Source organism: Shewanella vesiculosa, from assembly GCF_009994065.1.
Lineage (GTDB): Bacteria > Pseudomonadota > Gammaproteobacteria > Enterobacterales > Shewanellaceae > Shewanella > Shewanella vesiculosa.
Genome location: NZ_JAACSD010000004.1, coordinates 76280 through 94854, shown reverse-complemented (window position 1 = coordinate 94854; position 18575 = coordinate 76280). Strand labels below are relative to the sequence as shown.

Below are 18575 nucleotides of genomic sequence, written 5' to 3'. Positions count from 1 at the left end.
AAATAACCTTGGGCTTTTTATTGGATTCAACGTTGGTTTAATAATGGCTAATGTTTATCTAGCTGTTGCCTTAACTTTTTGATTTCATCGAGCATGTGTTGTTGGTTTTGTTCCATTTTCTGCTGGTTTAGCTGCATTTGTTCCAGCGCCAGATTTAGCTGATTGTTAATGTGTTCTTTATGTGCGGTTTGGGCTTCTTGTGCCTCGGTACGTTCTTGCTCATCAGGAGCGACGAAAACAGAAGCCATGTAACCCGATATCACCCCAAAAAAGCTCACCCCGCTGATAATCACTAGCCCACCAATAACATGACCAATTGTAGTGACAGGGTAAAAATCCCCATAACCGACTGTTGATATGGTCACTAAAGCCCACCAAATGGCTTGTTCTGCAGTTTGGATGTTGGCGTTAGGCTCAGCGCTTTCCACTAATAAAATAAGTACTGATGCAGCCGCTAAAATTAACACCATAGCGACCAATAAGCTGGCCAGAGTCGTTTGTTTACGTTGACGCAATAATGGGATGAGTAATGAGCGACTCATGCGGATTAACCGAATGACTCTTAATATTTGGAATATACGAGCAAAACGCAGTGCTTCAATAGCCGGAATACTGGCAATAAAGTCAATCCAATGATGGCGGATGTAAAAGGCTTTGTTGCGTGCTTTGACTAAACCATAGAAAAATTTGGTCATGAAAATGACACATATGGTCGTGTCGATATAGAGTAAGACTTTGTTCGTTTCAGCGCCTAACTTGCCGAAAGTCATGGTCAATACAATAACCACTGAAATTAATGATAACACCATCATCGCGAGTTCGAATGGACTCGGACCATCGACGTTTTTAATTGACCAACTTTTAGATTCGAGCATGCCGTTAAATCCGTTTACATTCGTTAGCCGTTAGGCCTAGTGAATTGATTAGCTTTATCATAACAAAAAACGCACAAGGCAGGGGCCTAGTGCGTTTTTTTAGTTGGCATAATTAGCATAAAACCGTGTTTATTTTGCTGATTTATTATCAACGAAGTGGACTAAGTCATCTAACACACGCTTTTTAATTTCCAGTTGTGACTCACTGTCTAAACCGTATTTCTGCGCTAAAATAACATAGTCAGCAGCATCTAATGACACGGTTAAACGCGGACGTTTAGGTCGTTTAGATACCGATAATCCTAGTATCGTCCTAATTTGGTCTGATGGACTCACGCCTTTGTCTAAGGCCGCTTTGCGGATCGAGTATTGAAACTTCTCATCCAGATCAAAAGCCACTTGAGTCGCTTTCGCCGCTTGTTGGTTTTTAAGCCATTTCTCTGGTAACGGTTTGCCTGAACTCATTAGAAAATCGTCTCCTACCTGTATCAGCTTGCTGGCCAGTATTCTCTAATATCTGTCAGTGGTCGATATAATGTCAACATCACTTCAGTGTCGCCACTTTCGTAAACTTCAATATCTACCGCATGAGAGTCAGCAGAGTTGACTAAGCTGTAGCCTTCAAAACCTTCACCGCGGGCATCATCGTCATTTTGAGGCGGCTTTAAATCTCGATAATCTTGACGATGGAAGTAGCCAAAACTAGCAAATTCGGCTTGATGATATTCATCACTGAGCCATTTATCTAACTCGGTCGCTAATTCGTCATTCAGAGTTTGCAGAGTGAGTGTTGCTTTACCTGGTTCTTCAAATATTTCTGCAAATGCATCAAGGTCAAACAATTGTTCAACCAGGTCACGATTTATTTTGATTGAAATACTTAAGTAAGATTCGTCTTCTTGAATATAGGATAGGTAAATTGCCGTGCCGCTATGGCCACGCAATAAGAATTCACAAAGCTGCGAGCGCTGGTATTCATAAGTATGAATAGCCTCAACCTTAAGCTGTTGCCCACGTAATTGCGTGGGCAAAGCAAAACTGTCATCAAAGGTGATCATATCACCCTTGAGCAGTTTATTAGGGTGGTCAAGCTGACGCTTCGGGGCTTCTTTTTTGCCGAATAGGCCGCTAAGAAATCCCATAATCGCTTAGCCTTTACGTGCTTTGATGCGATCTAACACTGCATTAGCATTCGACTTTTGCTCACCAATACCCGCTTCTGCTAGTTTTGCGTGTAATGACTTATCGCTATTTTCTTCAGCTAAGGTTTCAGACGCTTTTAAGCGGTCATCAAATTGCTGCTGACGTGCTTTGATGCGCTCAAGTGAATCTTTAGCATTAAGCAGTTTTGAGTTGCTTGAAGCAAATGAGTCAGTGATAGTCGCAGTCGCTTTTTGTACACTTTCAGTTGTTTTAACCATGGTTAATTGACGTTGATAATCATTTAACTGACGCTCAGTCTTCTTCACTAAATCTTTTAAACGCACTGCATGCGAACTAAAGCTGTCATTGGCAGTTTGTTGCTCGGCTAACTCTTCGTCTAATTGAGCAATCTTTTCTGCAATTTCAATCGCTAATGCTTCATTGCCTTTTTCTAGCGCTTGGGTGACATAACCTTCGTGCTCAGCAACGCTGCGCTTTAAGCGATCAATTTCGCGGCTAGCTTGCATTTCTTTGGCCATCACGTCGGTTAATTCACGTTTAGCGCGAGTTAAATGTTTTTCTGCATCTCGAATTTCTTGTTCAAAAATACGAGTTGAGTTTGCGTCAACGATATTTTGGCCAACTTCTGTTGCACCACCACGAAACGCTGTAAGAATCTTGTTTAGAATGCCCATAATTGGCTCCTTAGTTTAAAAATTCGACGAGTTCGTCGATGACTTCCAGACAGTTGTCTGACAGTACTGCTAATTCTTGTTCAATCTCTTCCATGCTTGAAAGCACAGATAAAGCTCCGTAAACCACATATTTATCATCAATTTTAGCAAACGATGATAATGGCATTGGAATGTTCAGTTCTAACATGGTCTCAAACATTTCAGACCGACGAGCTTGATTTACTTCGTTTTCGCCCCACAAGTAACTGATGCACAATATTTGGTTATCAGTTACTGATACAAACACCGGAATTTCTTCGCGGCCGACAATATTGACTTGTAACACTTCAACATCACCGTCAATCGGATAACAATCAAATTGAAAACCGGTTTTGCTGTGATCGCACAGTCCGTTTAGATGACTTGCAATAGTATGGATGTTCATATTCGTCCTTAATTGACATATTATGTCTGTGAGTAAAGATAGCATCTAGACATAATATGTCAAGCGCTATCTGGTCCAATTAAAAAAGATTAATTACTTCATTTTCTGACCAAGCTGCTAAATGGTAGTAATACAGCTGCAGTGAACCAATTTCGTTCACTTTGATCTTGTCTATATCGGCATAAAAATGCTTAGGGAATTCAAATGAACCATGGATAAGCCCAGGAGTAAGCCATTCTTCTGGCACCGGAATATTATCGATGGCGGCTAATCGCTGCTGTGGATTTTTGCCCATCTTACTGCCGATACTCCAACCCCATTCCCCAAAGCTCGGCACATTATGATGATACTGTTTTACATTAAATCCTGCTGCAGTAAGGGTTTTTCCCACCGATATAAACGCTTTTGGCGCATGATAAGGTGACGTTGACTGCACAGTGATCACGCCATCTGCACTGAGTAATTCATTGAGCTTGCGATAAAATAAATCTGAATACAATTTATTTAAGTCTGGGTGGCTTGGGTCAGGCAAATCGACAATGATGGCATCAAATATTTGACCTTTTTGGATCAGCTTATCAACCCCGTTAAACGCATCATCGACCATTAAGGTTAAGCGAGGATCGTTTAACGCATCGCCATTTAATGCTAATAATGCATCGCTTAAGCGTTTGGGCATATCTGCTGGTGGCGATTTAAATAAGGCTAATAGGTCTTTATCCAAATCCATTAAAGTAACGGCTTTAGGTTGCCATTTGAGCACTTGTTTTAACCCTAGGCCATCACCACCGCCAATAATTAACACATTATCGTGCCTTGCGCTGGCTGCTAATGTTGGGTGAACTAAAAAGCTGTGATAGATGTGTTCGTCGCTGCTCGAAAATTGCAAACGGCCATTGATGTATAAATTATAAACTGGCGGTAAACCACCTCCGCGCAGACGCTCTGTAAAATTGAGTTGCTGGAAGCGCGTTGCTTTGGCATACACCACATGATCTTTATATAACAGGTTATTAAAATGCTGTTCCCAGCTAGGGCCTTTAACGGCCAATAAGCCAATCACCACACTGGCAATAATATGGCCTATGAGCAGCAATTTGACATGATTGATTTTTGACCAGAAACGCCAAATAAAGATTAGCCCTGCGATGAGGTTAACACTGGCGGTGAGTGCTGCAGCCAGTTGAATATCGATGGCCAACATAAAGCCGACCCAAATAGCGGCACCTATGCCCGCACCAATGTAATCGGCACCATATATGGTGCCGGCATTATGCAGTAAGTGTGCTTCAGACAAAGATTGCCGAACGCGGGCAATCAGCGGTATTTCCATGCCAATCATTAATCCCAGCAGTACGCCCCAAACATAGGGTAGGTATGCGCTAAGGGTTTGCAAACTTGCAATAAAGCCACCATTAGGTAGGTGATCTGGCGGCAGCCCTAAAGTATTGGCGATGGTTAATGGCAGTTGTTGACCAAAGCCAATTACGGCCGCGGTAACGATAATCGCAAATGAGCCACACAGTGCTACAGTTAATTCGAGCATAGCAAAGCCAGTGAAAGCGCATTTAATTTTCCGTGCAGCAAAGGCTCCCACACCCATAGACACAATCATCAAGCCTATCATGGTGTAAATAGCTGCTTCTAGTGCGCCAAGAATTCGGCCCGCATAGTGAGATAATAGATATTCATAAATAAGACCACATCCCGCCAACGAGGCCATGATGCCGAGTAATAAGGCATCATCAAACCACGATACTTGACGGGATGGAGGGGAACTTTGCTGTGAGCCCCCTGGTGTAGTGTTAGCGGGAAGTTCATCGAGCAAAGGTGTTGTCATAAATTAAGCCATTAACGCCGTAAGAATAAGAGCCACAGCAATACTAATCGCCATTTCAACGGCTGCTATACCGATGTTTTGTTGTTTTTCGACTTCCTCGGCAAGATTAATACCGGCCAATACCAGTTTTTTTACCACGGTTATCAATAGCGATAATACCACCAACATAATCAGTGAAAATACGCACCAACCAATAATGTTGCTGACGTGAGCCGTTGGATTGTATGCAATGAAATGGCTTGCGGCGTTAAAGCTTAACGCCATGGCAATCATGTAGCCACTATGACGCAATGCTAATGCCGTTTGGCCTTGGGTTAAGGCTTGTTGCATTGACGCACCTTGATTACGTTGAGCGTAACGTTTTTCGCGCAGCCTGGTGAGAATAACTAACATTAATTGGGAGATTAAGAAGGCGCTGAAAATAGCGATGAAGGTATCGATGGTAATATCTTCTGCCCACATTAATACTGCGCGGATAATAATGGCAGTGGCAATAGCCGCCGCAGCATCAACCACAGCCACAGAGACATTACCTTTGAGAATTTCAGCGTTTTTCGCAAATTCATTTAAGGCGATTTTGTCGTGTAAAAAACGGCCCAATTTAATCAGTACTAAACCAAATAAGCCGTACGCCGACATGCCAATCGCTTCGGTTAAATAAGACGGTGCTGCCTCGCCGGTTATCGCGCCGGTAAGCACAATGCCTAATGCTGCGATTGCACCTGCTGTACTAATACCAAAGGCGAAATTGTCACGTTCTGCTAGCTCGGCACTGCTGTTAACTTTAACACTCCAGCCTTGCAAGTAACGCATTAGCGTCAGTAAAACGATAGCGATGGTTAAATCAATGGCTAAGATAATCGCCAAATGTTGAGTTAAGCCATATTCTTGAAAAAATGTCATGGTGAGTCCTTACCTATTTTCCACGGCTAACACCGCGACTAGTGCGGCTGCTTGAGTTACGGAAACTGCTGTCTTTTGAATAGCTCGAACGAAATTTTCTACTCGCGCTCTGAGTGGTACTACTGGCTTTAGGTGCGCTAGCACTTTGACGCGACAAGCTTGTAGAACCTGTTCGAGTTTTTGCATAAGGGCTGTCAAATCGCTTCCCTTGGCTGTCAAAACGTTTCTTGGTTTGTTCAAAGGTTTTTGCTTGCGATGTGGCTTGTTTTGGTGAGGTATAACGGTAACGTCCTACATCATTATAATAGCTGTAACCACGGTTACCCGACCAACGGTCGTAACTTGTTGGACGAGTAAAGTTAGAAAACATCGCATACATGCCATACCAAGCCCAAATCGATGTGCCACTTGAATTGTTTTGCCAGCTACCATAAGCAGGATTACCCACAAGCTGGCTGCCTGCACCACCAACGTCGGTTCCATTCGCGAGCGCTTCGGCTTCACGGCTGATTGCATTGACTCTGGCCAGTTGGCCATTAGACATATCAGCGACAACATTGACTGGATCAGACAGCATATCATTATACAAACTGCTGTCTGCAGCTTGATAAACATTTTGGGCTTCAGCCAGTTGCTGGTCTAAATCAATAAAGTTAGCGCTATCGTTTAAGTCTTTATAACGACGCGTTAATGACTGAAACATTGGACCTTCAGTGCCGGCATCTTTTGCCAACTCTTCGAGTAAAGGTGTTAAGTCTGATTGGCGCTGAGCGAGAATACTGGTGTATTGTTTAAGTAACGTCGCATTACGCAGCTGATTGTTGTCGAGTGAACTGGCCAACAGATCAAGACGTTGTTGGGTCAGTTGCTGGTACTTAGCAATTTGTTCCGGTCGGTCGTCACCGCAACCGCTAAGGGCTAACGTGGCAAACAATACCGTTATCAATATGAGTACACGGGGGAGGTGACCTACCATGTTTTCTCCAAAATGTAGATTTTTCATGTGCTAATTCAATATGACACAGGTTATAGTAATCTGGGTATCAATGATATTAATCTGATCATTTTACTGACCAATAGATATACCATTTACGACATAATATGTCCAACGTTCATTTTCTTTAGGGATCATTATTGCCATGCAAAACCAAGGTAACAAGGTATTATCTGCCGCTATGTTAGACAGCGCAGATCGTTACTGGTTAAGACTCTGCGACAGTTGGCCTGAGGCTAAAACCGCACTGCCCCCCTCGCAGCAGCAAGAGCTAAAAGTCGTATTTGGCTTGAGTGATTATATTGCTGAGCAACTTTGTCGTCATCCAGAATGGATTGTGCAGTTATTTGATGGCCTGTTAGATGATGTAGTGCGCAGTGATTTTGATGCTCAGTTACATTCGCTGTTAGTTGAGTTAACTCAAGAAGAGCAGGTTAAGTCAGCCTTACGTTGTTATCGTAATCTACAAATGGTGCGTTTAGCATGGCGTGATTTTTTAAATTACACTCCAGTAGAAGAATCTCTACTCGACTTATCTGCACTGGCCGAAGCATTGGTTATTGCTGGACGAGATTGGTTATATCAAGAAATGTGTCAGCAATATGGTACCCCCATGAGTGCCGAAGGTACGCCCCAACCTTTATTGATTTTAGGTATGGGTAAACTGGGTGGCCGTGAACTTAATTTTTCATCTGACATTGATTTAATTTTTACCTTTCCAGAGCATGGTGACACGGTAGGTGGAAGACGTACTCAGGCCAATCAACAATTCTTTATTCGAATGGGCCAACGCTTGGTAAATTTACTCGACCAAGTGACGGTTGATGGATTTGTATTTCGTGTTGATATGCGTTTACGGCCTTACGGAGAAAGTGGTCCGTTAGTCGTCAGTTTCAGTGGTCTAGAAGATTATTACCAAGAACAAGGTCGCGATTGGGAACGCTACGCCATGGTTAAAGCTCGCGTATTGGGACCTTGGTCTGGCTATTGTGACGAGCTACATGATTTATTACGCCCATTTGTATATCGCCGTTATATTGATTTTTCTGCGATTGAATCATTACGTAAAATGAAGCAACTCATCGCTCAAGAAGTCAGGCGTCGCCAGTTAACAGATAACATTAAGTTGGGCGCGGGAGGGATCCGCGAGGTCGAATTCGTAGTGCAAAGTTTTCAGTTGATCCGTGGCGGCCGCGAACCCGCATTGCGGCAACAAAGTTTATTTGGTGCCATTGATACCTTGTACAGCCTTGGGCAGTTGGAATATTTAGCGGTTGATGAGCTTAAACATAGCTATATTCTTTTGCGTCGGGTGGAGAATTTATTACAAGCTATAGATGATAAACAAACACAAACTCTGCCCAACAATGAGCTTGATTGGCAGCGGCTCTGTTATCCATTAGATATTGAAAACGAAACAGAACTTCGTCAAAAGATTAATACTGCGATGGCTACCATTCACGGCCATTTTAATGCCACGGTCGGTGGCACTGACAGTCACGAACAGAATGATCATTGGACATCATTATTTTGGAATGTGCAGCAAGATGAAGACGCTAATGCCTTGCTGCAAGAACAACAAATCGATGATAGCGAATTATGGCCGTTATTAAGTGAATGGCATCAAATGGTGTCAAAACGTTCTATCGGACCTCGAGGGCGTGAAACCTTAGACAAATTAATGCCTAAATTACTCGAGGAATTGGTTAATCAGGCGAAACCGAGTCAAGCTTTTAAGCCCGTTGCCAACGTGCTAGATAAAATATTAACTCGAACTACTTACCTTGAGCTTTTATGTGAAAACCCGGGTGCTAGACAACAATTAGTCAGTTTATGTTGTGCAAGCCCCTGGATTGCGCGTGAGCTAGCTAATTTTCCTATGTTGCTCGATGAGCTTATTGACCCGTCGCAACTGTATGACATCACTTCGATTGATGATTATCCGAGCGAATTACGCCAATATTTATTACGAGTACCAGAAGATGACATGGAGCAGCAAATGGAAGCGCTGCGCCAGTTTAAATTGTCTCAACAACTCAAGATAGCAGCTGCCGATGTCACAGGCGTTTTACCTGTCATGCAGGTCAGCGATCATTTAACCTTTTTAGCCGAGGCAATTATTGAGCAAGTCGTGCTGCAAGCTTGGCATCAGGTGGCGTCTCGCCATGGCACGCCTGAGGGAACAAGCCCAAGTAATATGGGGTTTGCAGTGATTGGGTACGGTAAGCTTGGTGGTATTGAACTAGGTTATGGTTCTGATTTAGATTTGGTTTTCTTACACGGTCACAGCGGTTCTGGCAGTACAGATGGCGAACGATCTATTGATAATGGCCATTTTTACCTAAAGCTTGCTCAGCGTGTGGTGCATTTATTTGCTACCCGCACCACGTCTGGAGAATTATATGAAGTTGATATGCGTTTACGCCCATCGGGTGCATCAGGCTTATTAGTTAGTGAAATTGAGCATTTTGGTGCTTATTTGCAGCAAGAGGCTTGGACCTGGGAGCATCAAGCTTTAGTGCGCGCTCGTTTTGTGTTTGGTGATTATTCACTTGCGGGTCGTTTTAGTGAACTACGTGCGCAAGTGTTGCAAATTGAGCGCGATAAAGTGGAGTTGGCTAAAGCTGTTAGGGATATGCGCACAAAAATGCGCGAGCATTTACTTCAAGCAGAAGCAACAATATTTGATTTAAAACAGAGCGCAGGTGGTATTGCGGACATTGAATTTATAGCCCAGTATTTAGTCTTAGCCTATGCGCATCAATATCACGAGTTAACTATTTGGTCTGATAATGTGCGCATTTTTGAAGTGTTAGCAGAGTTGGAATTATTGCCGGTAATGCAAGCTCAGCATTTAACTCAAACTTACTGTTGGCTGCGTGATGAGAATCATGAACTGACCTTACAGCAATTGCCTGGTAAATTACCGCAGCAAAGCGTGCAACCCAAAACTGATAGCGTCATTGAAATTTATAATAATATTTTACACATTTGATACTAAATGAAGTGGTTAAGATCGATATTTAGTTCTATAACTGTCTTATTGAACTGGTGTTATTTGATTAAGTTGGACTTTTAATGCTTCTGGCTCCGATACCTGAAAATGAGCATACTCGACTCGAAACGCTTCGAGGATTAAACATGCTCGATACCGCAGCTGAAGATCGCTTTGATCGTGTCACTCGGCTAGCAAAACGCTTATTTTCAGTATCGATTAGCGTGATAAGTTTAATCGATGCCGATCGTCAATGGTTTAAATCCTCACAAGGATTAGATGTATGCGAAACCCAACGTGATATTTCTTTTTGTGGTCACGCCATTAATCAGCATGGCATTTTCATTGTACCTGATGCGCTAAAAGATCAGCGTTTTGCCGACAACCCACTGGTACTCGGGCCACCTAATGTTCGATTTTATGCCGGTTATCCATTAACTATGCCTAATGGCGTGATAGTCGGAACCTTGTGTATTATTGATGACAAGCCGAGGTCCTTTTCTAAAGATGATGAAGCAACTTTAGAAGATCTTGGCAATATTGTTATAGATGAGCTGTTATCGATTAAACAAAATACTTTGGATGCGTTAACGGGTATTTTTAATCGTCGCGGCTTTGAGTTACTTTCTCATAGAACAATGGCCCGCAGTGATAAGCTCGGCTTTAACACCTGTCTGATTTTCTTAGATTTAAATGATTTTAAATCTATTAATGACGCATTTGGTCATGAAGAAGGAGATAACGCATTAAAAATCTTTGCCCGTTTATTAGTCAGCAGTTTTCGTGGCTCAGATATTATTGCTCGATTTGCTGGTGATGAATTTGTGGTATTGCTGAGTCAAACTGATGAAACTATTGTCAATGATGTATTACACAGGTTCCAGCAGTCTGTTGAGCAGCATAACCAGCACAATGCTAAACCTTACCAATTAACTTACAGCAAAGGTGTAGTGCATCGACAAGCAAATCAGGCACTATCCTTGTATGAATATTTGGTGACAGTCGATAAAGCCATGTTTGTTGACAAAGCAAAACATCACCAGAAAAACGAAACGGTAATTAAATAGCCTGTTACTCATGAATGATGCTGAATTACTCGCCGATAATGGATATATCATTGTGATTAATCTTAGTAAAAGATGATGTCCTGTAACTACTATTATTTTTCATTTCAACTTACTCAATTATTAATTTATCTACACTCAGCAGATTACCTCTATTGATGGCTTAGCCTAATATCCAGTGAACGACAATGAACTAATTTCATTTAAAATCAATGCTTTATTTGCAGGTGCTGTCTCAAGCGATACCAGCATAGTCAAGCCAATATTGGCATAGGGTATTGCCGCCTTAATGGCTTCTTTTTGCGGCAATTTGATAAGTTGGCGTAGCATTGAATACACACGCAGAAGAATAATAAATCCAAGCGCAATAACAGACGGCATTTAGTGATCGCTAAATGACTTTTTTGCCTTGTCATGCCCTCTGTTATTCCTAGTATGAGCATTAACAAAGTGGATAAGGTTTCGCAGGTCGCCTTAGGGACGTTTAAATCTGACTTGATCAATCCTGCATTTAAACCGAGGGCAAAAAAGCCATCATAGTACTAAGCATGTTATCGCTTCTATCTGTTATAAACTATGGTGATGCTGCCTTGTAGTCATAACAAAGTGAAATATTTTAAATCAAAATGGCGCAGTAATATTGAATAAATCTAGGCTGTTATAGTTATTAATAGCAGATCTGTGAAGTACTGATCTATTAAGTATTGCTAGCGTATAGTATCGTTGAATAAGAACATAGCAATATTAATGGTAGAGCCTGTAATGAAAAATGAAATTGATATTCATCGTGCGTTAAAAGTATTTAACAAAGTCACTCAATATGGCGAAAAACGTGCGCTTGAAGATGGTTTTGGTGGCCATGATTATTGGTTGTGTGGTATTAGTGCCCAAACGGATCACGATGGCTACACCATTACCTTGTCTGATGCTCAAGTTAGTTTAACGGTGTTTTTTCACAATAAGTATCAGTTCGAATATCCTACCAATGATGCGCTCGATAATTTTTTACGTCGATTTAATGACGTTGAAAATTTCCAAGCATCTTGAATAAAGCATTAAGGTTATTAAGCACTCATAACCTTGCATCACATACTTTACGCCCATTGTTGCATTTCGATTAGGCGACTGTAAGTGCGTCTAAATTCAAATTGTAATGCCCCATCAATGTATAAATCTTCCAAGCTAAACCTGCTATTGAGGATTAACATCACTTTTTGATCGTATAGTTCATCAACTAAACTAATAAAGCGTCTGGTTGGATCATCCTCACTGGCATAGGATAGTTGTCGCTCGCCTGTGATGGTTGCTAGTGAACCATCTTCGGTGCCACGTGCTCTAATCCAGCTTCGTAGTTCTCCGCCTAATATCGGTACATCGCTGAGTAAGATATGGCTAAATTGTCCCGCGAGTTCAATATAATCTAATGCTGAGCGTGGGCCTTGGCACAAGGCTGAAAAGGTAAACCAAGCAAGCTGGCCGTGTATAGCCATAATGGCAATGTCTCTATGGCATACCTCAATTGAATGTGGCAGGTTTTTGAGACTCGCATGAGGTTGTGGGTATTGTTGACATAATTGTTGAAAAACAACCTCGGGCGCCATTGATGATGGCTGTTTTAGCCAAGGTGGTGTAGTTGTTAATATGTTGGCGTTAGCGTGTAAACGATGATCAATTTGACCATTTAAATGGATTGATTCGGTATATTGTAGAAGCAGATCAATAGTGGGTAAAAAACGATCGCGCTGTAATCCGTTTTTATACAAGTCAACAATCGGCACATTTGACGTTGCAACTAAGGTCACTTCTGACTGAAATAATGTCTCAAATAATCGCCCAAGTAAAATGGCATCACCGATATCAGATACAAAAAATTCATCGAAGCAAATGACAGAATATTTGGCTGCAATTTGCTTAGCGATATGAGCTAATGGATCGCGGATCCCCGATGTTTGATTTAATTGCTGATGGAGCATAGCCATAAAACGATGAAAATGAAGACGTAATACGGTTTTATTTGCTTCAGACTGCGGGCTATATAGGTACTGCTCAGACAAACTTTGATAAAACAGATCCATCAGAAAGGTTTTCCCACGACCAACATCTCCCCACAAATATAAACCGCGGTTTTTTTTGTTAATCGATAGACATTGCTGATAGAGCGAATCTAAGGCGAGTACTGCTTGCTGTTGCGCAGGATCATCAAGCATGTTTTGTTTAATGCGCTGCTGATAGGCTTGTAATGGCGACATAACACTTAAGCTAAATTGTTGAGCTGAGTAGTATACCATTAACTGTTGCCTTTATTATGGTGCGTATTTCCTTTAAGCTCTTGTGACAAAAATAACAATCTATTAACTCTGAGCGTGAACCCTGAGTATTAATCCTAACAAGGACCCAGACATGAATCATAAAAATAAGGGGATGACCTACATTGGTGCGGATATGACATTAGAAGGTAATGTACGTATTCAAGGTCCTGCAATGGTTGCTGGTCACACTAAAGGTACTATTAACTCTTCTGATCAAATCAAAATTGAGCTGGGAGGCGTGATTGAGGGTGACGTTTTTTGCCAAGAGATGCGCGTGTCAGGATTATTTAAAGGCAAGTTACATTGCAATAAGTTAATTATTGTCAGCTCGGGTATTGTAGAAGGTGAAGTGTCGAGTCATCAGATGGAAATTTATGATGGCGGTCAATTCATCGGTATGCGCACTAAAGGTCCTGATGCATCGCAGTTACCACAAGCTGAAGCAGAGCAATCATCACATCAACAGGCGCAGCAGGCTAGGGTTACTCATTCGGTTTTTTCTGGGCGTAAATTCACTTATGCCGCAGTTGCGACTATTTTGATTATTGCTGGCACAATATTACAACCAACCATTAGCTCGGCATTAAATCGTGGTCAAATATTGTCATCTGACAACAATCAAGCCAGCGTAGAGCAATACTCACAATCAACTGCGACAGCAGAAGATGCTGAGATCTTATTTCAAGATATAGATCAACAGACTTCATTTGTCGATCAAGCTGAAGCATTGATGGGGGCTGGTCAAAGTGATATTAATGTGGCGATGGAAGATTTACATGAACTCGCTAAAACCAGTGAGGCTATGGGGGATAGCCAAACAGCGAGTGACGATGTCGAACAAATCGAGCCAGCGTTTGGCACGCCAGATAAGTAAGCATCTTTTTATTAAACCCATAAAAAATGGTTTTATTAACCACAGTGTTTAGTGGAGTAATAAAACCATTTTATGCTGTTTTGATACAGCCAAATATTTTTATATTACTTATGGATTAATGCGAGTTGGCATACCTGTACGTTGCTCTAGCAATCGCTTTAATATAAATGAGTCAGTTTGTGGGTGAGCAACAAAGCGAGTGGTTTCTTTATCAAATGATAATGCTACCGGCTCAGTCGAATCAAACTCAGCTTGAGTGCGTGATAGCGGCTGATGAACTTCTAAATAACGATTACCATCAGGTTCTTCAGTCGCTTTAATGGGTTGGTTAATAAATTCAACACGAGTACCTACTGGCACGGTATTAAATAAATGTTCAATATCTTCATCGCGTAAACGAACACAACCAGAACTGACGCGTAAACCAATACCAAAGGTGGCGTTAGTGCCATGGATTGCATATAAGTTACCCACATACAGTGCGAACAAACCCATTGGATTATCAGCGCCTGCAGGCCATACCGCTGGTAATGTCACTCCTTTTGCTTCGTATGATTTACGAATGTTAGCAGTTGGTGTCCACGTTGGGTTTGCGCGTTTACGTTGAATGGTTGTTACCCACTTTTCTGGAGTGTCTTTACCAATTTGGCCAATACCAATAGGCAATACTTCAACAATATCTTTTCCTTTTGGGAAATAATATAAACGCATTTCAGCGCTGTTTATCACTACGCCTTCACGTTTAGTGTTCGGCAAAATTAGCTGATGTGGGATTAATAAAGTGCTACCGGCTTTTGGTAAAAAGGGATCCACGCCAGGGTTTGCTTCTAATAAGTTAGTTAATCCGAGCTGAAATTTTGAGGCGATTTGTTCTAGGGTTAACTTGCCCTCAGGAACAACATAGTATTGATTTTCACCGACTAAATTGCTGCCTTTAGCAGGTAGACGATATTCAACAGCAGCACTCGAAAAACTGAGTACCATAGCCGTTGCTGCAATTAAAGTAGTGCGTAACGAATTCATCATAAGCGTTATATCATTCCAAAAACAGACGTTATACCAGTCAGACTACAATATCTTACCAAGTTTGACTATTTTGTACTGGTCATTAGTACATATTATTAGCGCGCATCCTCACTTATTACGCTTAATATTTCAACTGATTTTTTCCTGTTTCGTTATTTAAATCCTAAACGTTTAGTAAGCTGATGTAAGTTGTCTGGAGCGATTGGCAACTGATGTTCTTTTAGCGTTAACTTATAACCTATTTGAGTGTCTATTTTGTGGAAGAATGACTCTTAAATGGATTTTTTATAAGACTTAAGCTTATGGGTATTTTATGCAATCGGCCTTAACACCGTAAGCGATGATGCACACTTTCAGCCTCTTTAATTAACGACGCAGGGTTACGCTCCTATCGCATCTAAAAATATGTATTTGGATTTTTGCCTATATAGCTATCTCAGTATTTACCGAGGAAAATTGCAGTAAAAGATGTCCTCGATGAATCCCCAAAGTACGTACAAGACGACAGTAAAACCAGATTCTAGTGAACATTTATTTAAATTAATGTTTATTTTTAATTTATATATCAATTGGTTATTTTTTTACTCTGCTTATTCCTCATCAAAATAAATTGTTGCACTTTTAGTTAGCATGCTAACCAGTTATAATGCTTAGCATGCTAACTAAGTGGTGACTTCATATGATTTCTACAGAATTAGAGCGATTAAAAGAGCTACATCTTGCTGAGCAACTCGGCCGGTTACATCGATTATGGCGCACTGTCGCAGATGTTGAATTAATTCCTTTAGGCTTAACTCATCCTCGCTGGACCGCGCTGTGGAAGTTATTACGCTTAGGCGATAACGTCAGTCAAAAAGTACTCGCCGACGCGTTAGAAATAGAATTGCCATCATTAATGCGCACTTTGGGGCAATTAGAAGAACATGGATATGTTAAAAGGCGTTGTTGCGATACTGATAAGCGAGCACGAATTGTCAGTTTGACCCCTCAGGGAACCGACATTCTGAAGCAAATAGAAACACGGATTATGCAAATCCGTGCTGAATTACTCAATGGCATTAGTCATCAAGAATTAAATGAATTTGAACGTGTGATCAGTCTGATTAGTGCTAATGCTATGGCTAAGCTTAATCAGTCTGATGACCCTTTTAGTGAGAAGTAACATGACTCCAGATCAACAATTTGCCCGTCTCGTTAAAATATCGATTGCGATGTTTGTATTCGTATTCGGTTACTTTATGTTTGCCGATGCTGTCATGCCAATGACGCCACAAGCTATGGCAACACGGATGGTCACCAAGGTAACACCACAAGTCAGTGGAAAAATAGCCTCTATTAAGGTCGCAAATAACCAATTTGTGGCCGAAGGTGATGTGTTGTTTAGTATCGATTCAGCCTCTTATGAGTTAGCGGTTGAGCGAGCAACATTAGCCTTAGAGCAAGCAAAACAAGATAATGCAGAACTCGATGCATCGATATTAGCCGCCAAAGCCGACGTGCAGGCAAATCAAAGTAATGCACAGCAAAAAAGCAGCGAGGCAAAGCGTATTGATGCTCTTTATTCTACACGCGGTGTATCGCAGCAGTTAGCCGATCAAGCTCAAAATGATGCCGCAACCGCCGAAGCTAACTTACTTGCCGCTAAAGCTCGCTTAACTAAGTTAATCGTTAGTCGTGGGTTTAACGGCGCGGATAATTTAAAAGTTCGCCAAGCTCAAAATCATTTAGCTCAAGCCGAGTTAGACTTGTCATATACTCAAATTCGCGCAGATCAAAATGGGGTTGTCACTAACTTACAGTTAGAAGTCGGTAGCTTTGCTACAGTCGGTCAGCCTTTATTAGCACTCGTATCAGAAAACGTTGATATTATTGCTGATTTCAGAGAGAAAAGTTTACAAGGTATTGAGCCACAATCAATTGCGCTGGTTTCATTTGATGGCCAACCTGGGCATTTATACTCGGCCAAAGTGAGTTCCATTGATGCAGGTGTGAGTGCCGGACAATTTGATGCCAATGGCCGCTTGGCAGATCCCCAAGAGTCGGTTCGATGGGTACGTGATGCCCAGCGCTTACGTTTACATTTAGAGCTCGATCAACAAGCCGTTAGCCTATTGCCTGCAGGGGCTCGCGCCACGGTGCAATTGGTGCCCAATAGCAGTTTTCTCGGTTTTTTGGCCAAGGTACAAATTAAAGTCATTAGTGTGCTGCACTATATTTATTAAATGAAGCATTAACTTCAATCATTATTTCCCTAATCCATACTTATAGCTGGTTACCACTTTTTAGTGTTGACTGAACAAACCATTTATTAGGGTGGGTGATTTAGGGTGCCGTATTCTCTCCAATGCGAAGGTATTTTACATGTTGCTACGCCACAGTCCTTTGACTACAAACGATTTACGTCAATGCCTTCGCATTGCAACAGGCGCAACGCTTGGGTTTGCTATTTGTAAATTTTTCGACCTAAGTTATGGAGTATTTTTTACTGTAACCCCAATGTTACTGTTGGGTTTAGTACCAGTGATGAATGCCCATGCAATGCGGCAACTATTAGCATCATCGGTGATGGCTGGAATTGAGGTAGGTATTCTAGGTGGTTTATTTGGTACTCATCCAGGGATGATCTTGCCAATTGTGTTTATACTTTTTCTGTATCGATTTGCGGCAATGTCACGAGGCAGTTTGTTTTTGTTCGGCGCTAACGGAGTGATCAGCTTAAGCATTATGCTGCACTTTGCCAGTTATCCGAGTGTCGATATTAATAATCTTATTTTTAATAATTTTTGGGCGACGGCAGCATCTGTCATTATTGCTTACGCTATGACCGCTCTTTGGCCAGATGTCGAACCTCGTCCGCCAATGGCATCGGTTGCTAAAGCGTCTAATCGTATGCGTCATGAAGCATTACTCGGTGCATCAATTGCGACAGCATCATTTGTGGTTTTTCAGGTATTTAACTTGCGAGACTCTATGTCAGCTCAAGCCACCACCTTATTATTGTTATTCCCCATGCATTGGAATGGTGCACTCGGCTATGCCCGCAAGCGTGCTATCGGTACCCTGCTTGGAGTGACCTTTGGTTTACTAGGGCAAGGGTTACTTTATGATTGGTCTGGGCAACTGATTTTTGTCATACCGCTATTGTGGATAGGCTTAATGTTATTTAGCCAAGTGCATGTGAGAGAGGCGAGTGGCTCAGGAGTGGGGTTTGGCGCCATGACCACATTAGGCATACTATTTGGCCAATATTTAACCCCCAATAACGATCTAGTATTTAGTGCTTTGTATCGAGTCAGTAGTATTCTAGTTGCAATAGTGGCAACTTTATTATTGTGTTATTTAGTGCATCGCTTATTGAATCAATTTACAGCGACTCGATTTGGTTGAACGATAGATGTGTGCGGTAAATCGATCTAATTTGAGTATATTCGTT

Annotated in this window: 18 protein-coding genes; 7 read left to right on the top strand and 11 right to left on the bottom strand. The window is 41.7% G+C overall.

Going from position 1 to position 18575, the window contains the following annotated elements; all coding sequences use genetic code 11:
* Positions 1-47: 47 nt before the first annotated feature.
* From GW828_RS02640 to GW828_RS02605, 8 genes are all read right to left on the bottom strand, one after another.
* Positions 48-875, bottom strand: coding sequence for an ion transporter (locus tag GW828_RS02640; RefSeq protein WP_182696684.1), 828 nt, complete (start codon positions 873-875; stop codon positions 48-50).
* Between the two features lie 129 nt (positions 876-1004).
* On the bottom strand, positions 1005-1340 hold the full coding sequence (locus tag GW828_RS02635) for a hypothetical protein (RefSeq protein WP_124018087.1): 336 nt from the start codon (positions 1338-1340) through the stop codon (positions 1005-1007).
* Between the two features lie 23 nt (positions 1341-1363).
* Positions 1364-2017: a hypothetical protein gene (locus GW828_RS02630; RefSeq protein WP_182696683.1), complete on the bottom strand. Its 654-nt coding sequence runs from the start codon at positions 2015-2017 to the stop codon at positions 1364-1366.
* 6 nt (positions 2018-2023) lie between these two features.
* Positions 2024-2713, bottom strand: a complete 690-nt coding sequence (locus GW828_RS02625) for a PspA/IM30 family protein (protein WP_124018085.1) — start codon at positions 2711-2713, stop codon at positions 2024-2026.
* Between the two features lie 10 nt (positions 2714-2723).
* On the bottom strand, positions 2724-3137 hold the full coding sequence (locus GW828_RS02620) for a YjfI family protein (RefSeq protein ID WP_124018084.1): 414 nt from the start codon (positions 3135-3137) through the stop codon (positions 2724-2726).
* 79 nt (positions 3138-3216) lie between these two features.
* Positions 3217-4977 (bottom strand): polyamine aminopropyltransferase, encoded by a 1761-nt coding sequence (locus GW828_RS02615; RefSeq protein ID WP_259395232.1) that lies wholly within the window; start codon positions 4975-4977, stop codon positions 3217-3219.
* Between the two features lie 3 nt (positions 4978-4980).
* Positions 4981-5880, bottom strand: coding sequence for a DUF350 domain-containing protein (locus tag GW828_RS02610; RefSeq protein ID WP_124018082.1), 900 nt, complete (start codon positions 5878-5880; stop codon positions 4981-4983).
* A 13-nt stretch (positions 5881-5893) separates the two neighbouring features.
* A complete protein-coding gene (locus GW828_RS02605; protein ID WP_124018100.1) occupies positions 5894-6856 on the bottom strand; it encodes a hypothetical protein in 963 nt (320 codons plus the stop codon).
* Between the two features lie 163 nt (positions 6857-7019).
* Between GW828_RS02605 and glnE the strand changes: the two genes are divergently transcribed.
* A complete protein-coding gene (gene glnE, locus GW828_RS02600) occupies positions 7020-9869 on the top strand; it encodes a bifunctional [glutamate--ammonia ligase]-adenylyl-L-tyrosine phosphorylase/[glutamate--ammonia-ligase] adenylyltransferase (RefSeq protein WP_182741066.1) in 2850 nt (949 codons plus the stop codon).
* 83 nt (positions 9870-9952) lie between these two features.
* Positions 9953-10936, top strand: a complete 984-nt coding sequence (locus tag GW828_RS02595; protein ID WP_182696680.1) for a sensor domain-containing diguanylate cyclase — start codon at positions 9953-9955, stop codon at positions 10934-10936.
* 251 nt (positions 10937-11187) lie between these two features.
* On the opposite strand, the gene GW828_RS02590 is transcribed toward GW828_RS02595, so the two are convergent.
* On the bottom strand, positions 11188-11436 hold the full coding sequence (locus GW828_RS02590; protein ID WP_273057919.1) for a sodium-dependent bicarbonate transport family permease: 249 nt from the start codon (positions 11434-11436) through the stop codon (positions 11188-11190).
* A 259-nt stretch (positions 11437-11695) separates the two neighbouring features.
* On the opposite strand from GW828_RS02590, the gene GW828_RS02585 reads away from it, so the two are divergent.
* Positions 11696-11980 (top strand): DUF3081 domain-containing protein, encoded by a 285-nt coding sequence (locus GW828_RS02585; protein WP_273057920.1) that lies wholly within the window; start codon positions 11696-11698, stop codon positions 11978-11980.
* Between the two features lie 47 nt (positions 11981-12027).
* Here GW828_RS02585 and zapE read toward each other — a convergent pair whose 3' ends face one another.
* Positions 12028-13221 (bottom strand): cell division protein ZapE, encoded by a 1194-nt coding sequence (zapE, locus tag GW828_RS02580; protein ID WP_273057921.1) that lies wholly within the window; start codon positions 13219-13221, stop codon positions 12028-12030.
* Between the two features lie 112 nt (positions 13222-13333).
* Between zapE and GW828_RS02575 the strand changes: the two genes are divergently transcribed.
* Positions 13334-14116 carry a bactofilin family protein gene (locus tag GW828_RS02575; RefSeq protein WP_273057922.1) on the top strand — a complete coding sequence of 261 codons (783 nt, stop codon included), beginning with the start codon at positions 13334-13336 and terminating at the stop codon, positions 14114-14116.
* 108 nt (positions 14117-14224) lie between these two features.
* Here the strand turns inward: GW828_RS02575 and GW828_RS02570 are convergent, their stop codons facing one another.
* On the bottom strand, positions 14225-15139 hold the full coding sequence (locus GW828_RS02570) for a L,D-transpeptidase family protein (RefSeq protein WP_124018098.1): 915 nt from the start codon (positions 15137-15139) through the stop codon (positions 14225-14227).
* Between the two features lie 685 nt (positions 15140-15824).
* Here GW828_RS02570 and slyA point away from each other — a divergent pair.
* The 3 genes from slyA (at position 15825) to GW828_RS02555 (ending at position 18529) form a co-directional block, all read left to right on the top strand.
* Complete coding sequence (gene slyA / locus GW828_RS02565) at positions 15825-16304, top strand: transcriptional regulator SlyA (RefSeq protein ID WP_182722427.1); 480 nt, start codon at positions 15825-15827, stop codon at positions 16302-16304.
* A gap of 1 nt (position 16305) precedes the next feature.
* Complete coding sequence (locus tag GW828_RS02560) at positions 16306-17364, top strand: HlyD family secretion protein (RefSeq protein WP_273057923.1); 1059 nt, start codon at positions 16306-16308, stop codon at positions 17362-17364.
* Positions 17365-17503: 139 nt separating this feature from the next.
* Positions 17504-18529: a DUF2955 domain-containing protein gene (locus GW828_RS02555; protein ID WP_182696676.1), complete on the top strand. Its 1026-nt coding sequence runs from the start codon at positions 17504-17506 to the stop codon at positions 18527-18529.
* Positions 18530-18575: the final 46 nt, after the last annotated feature.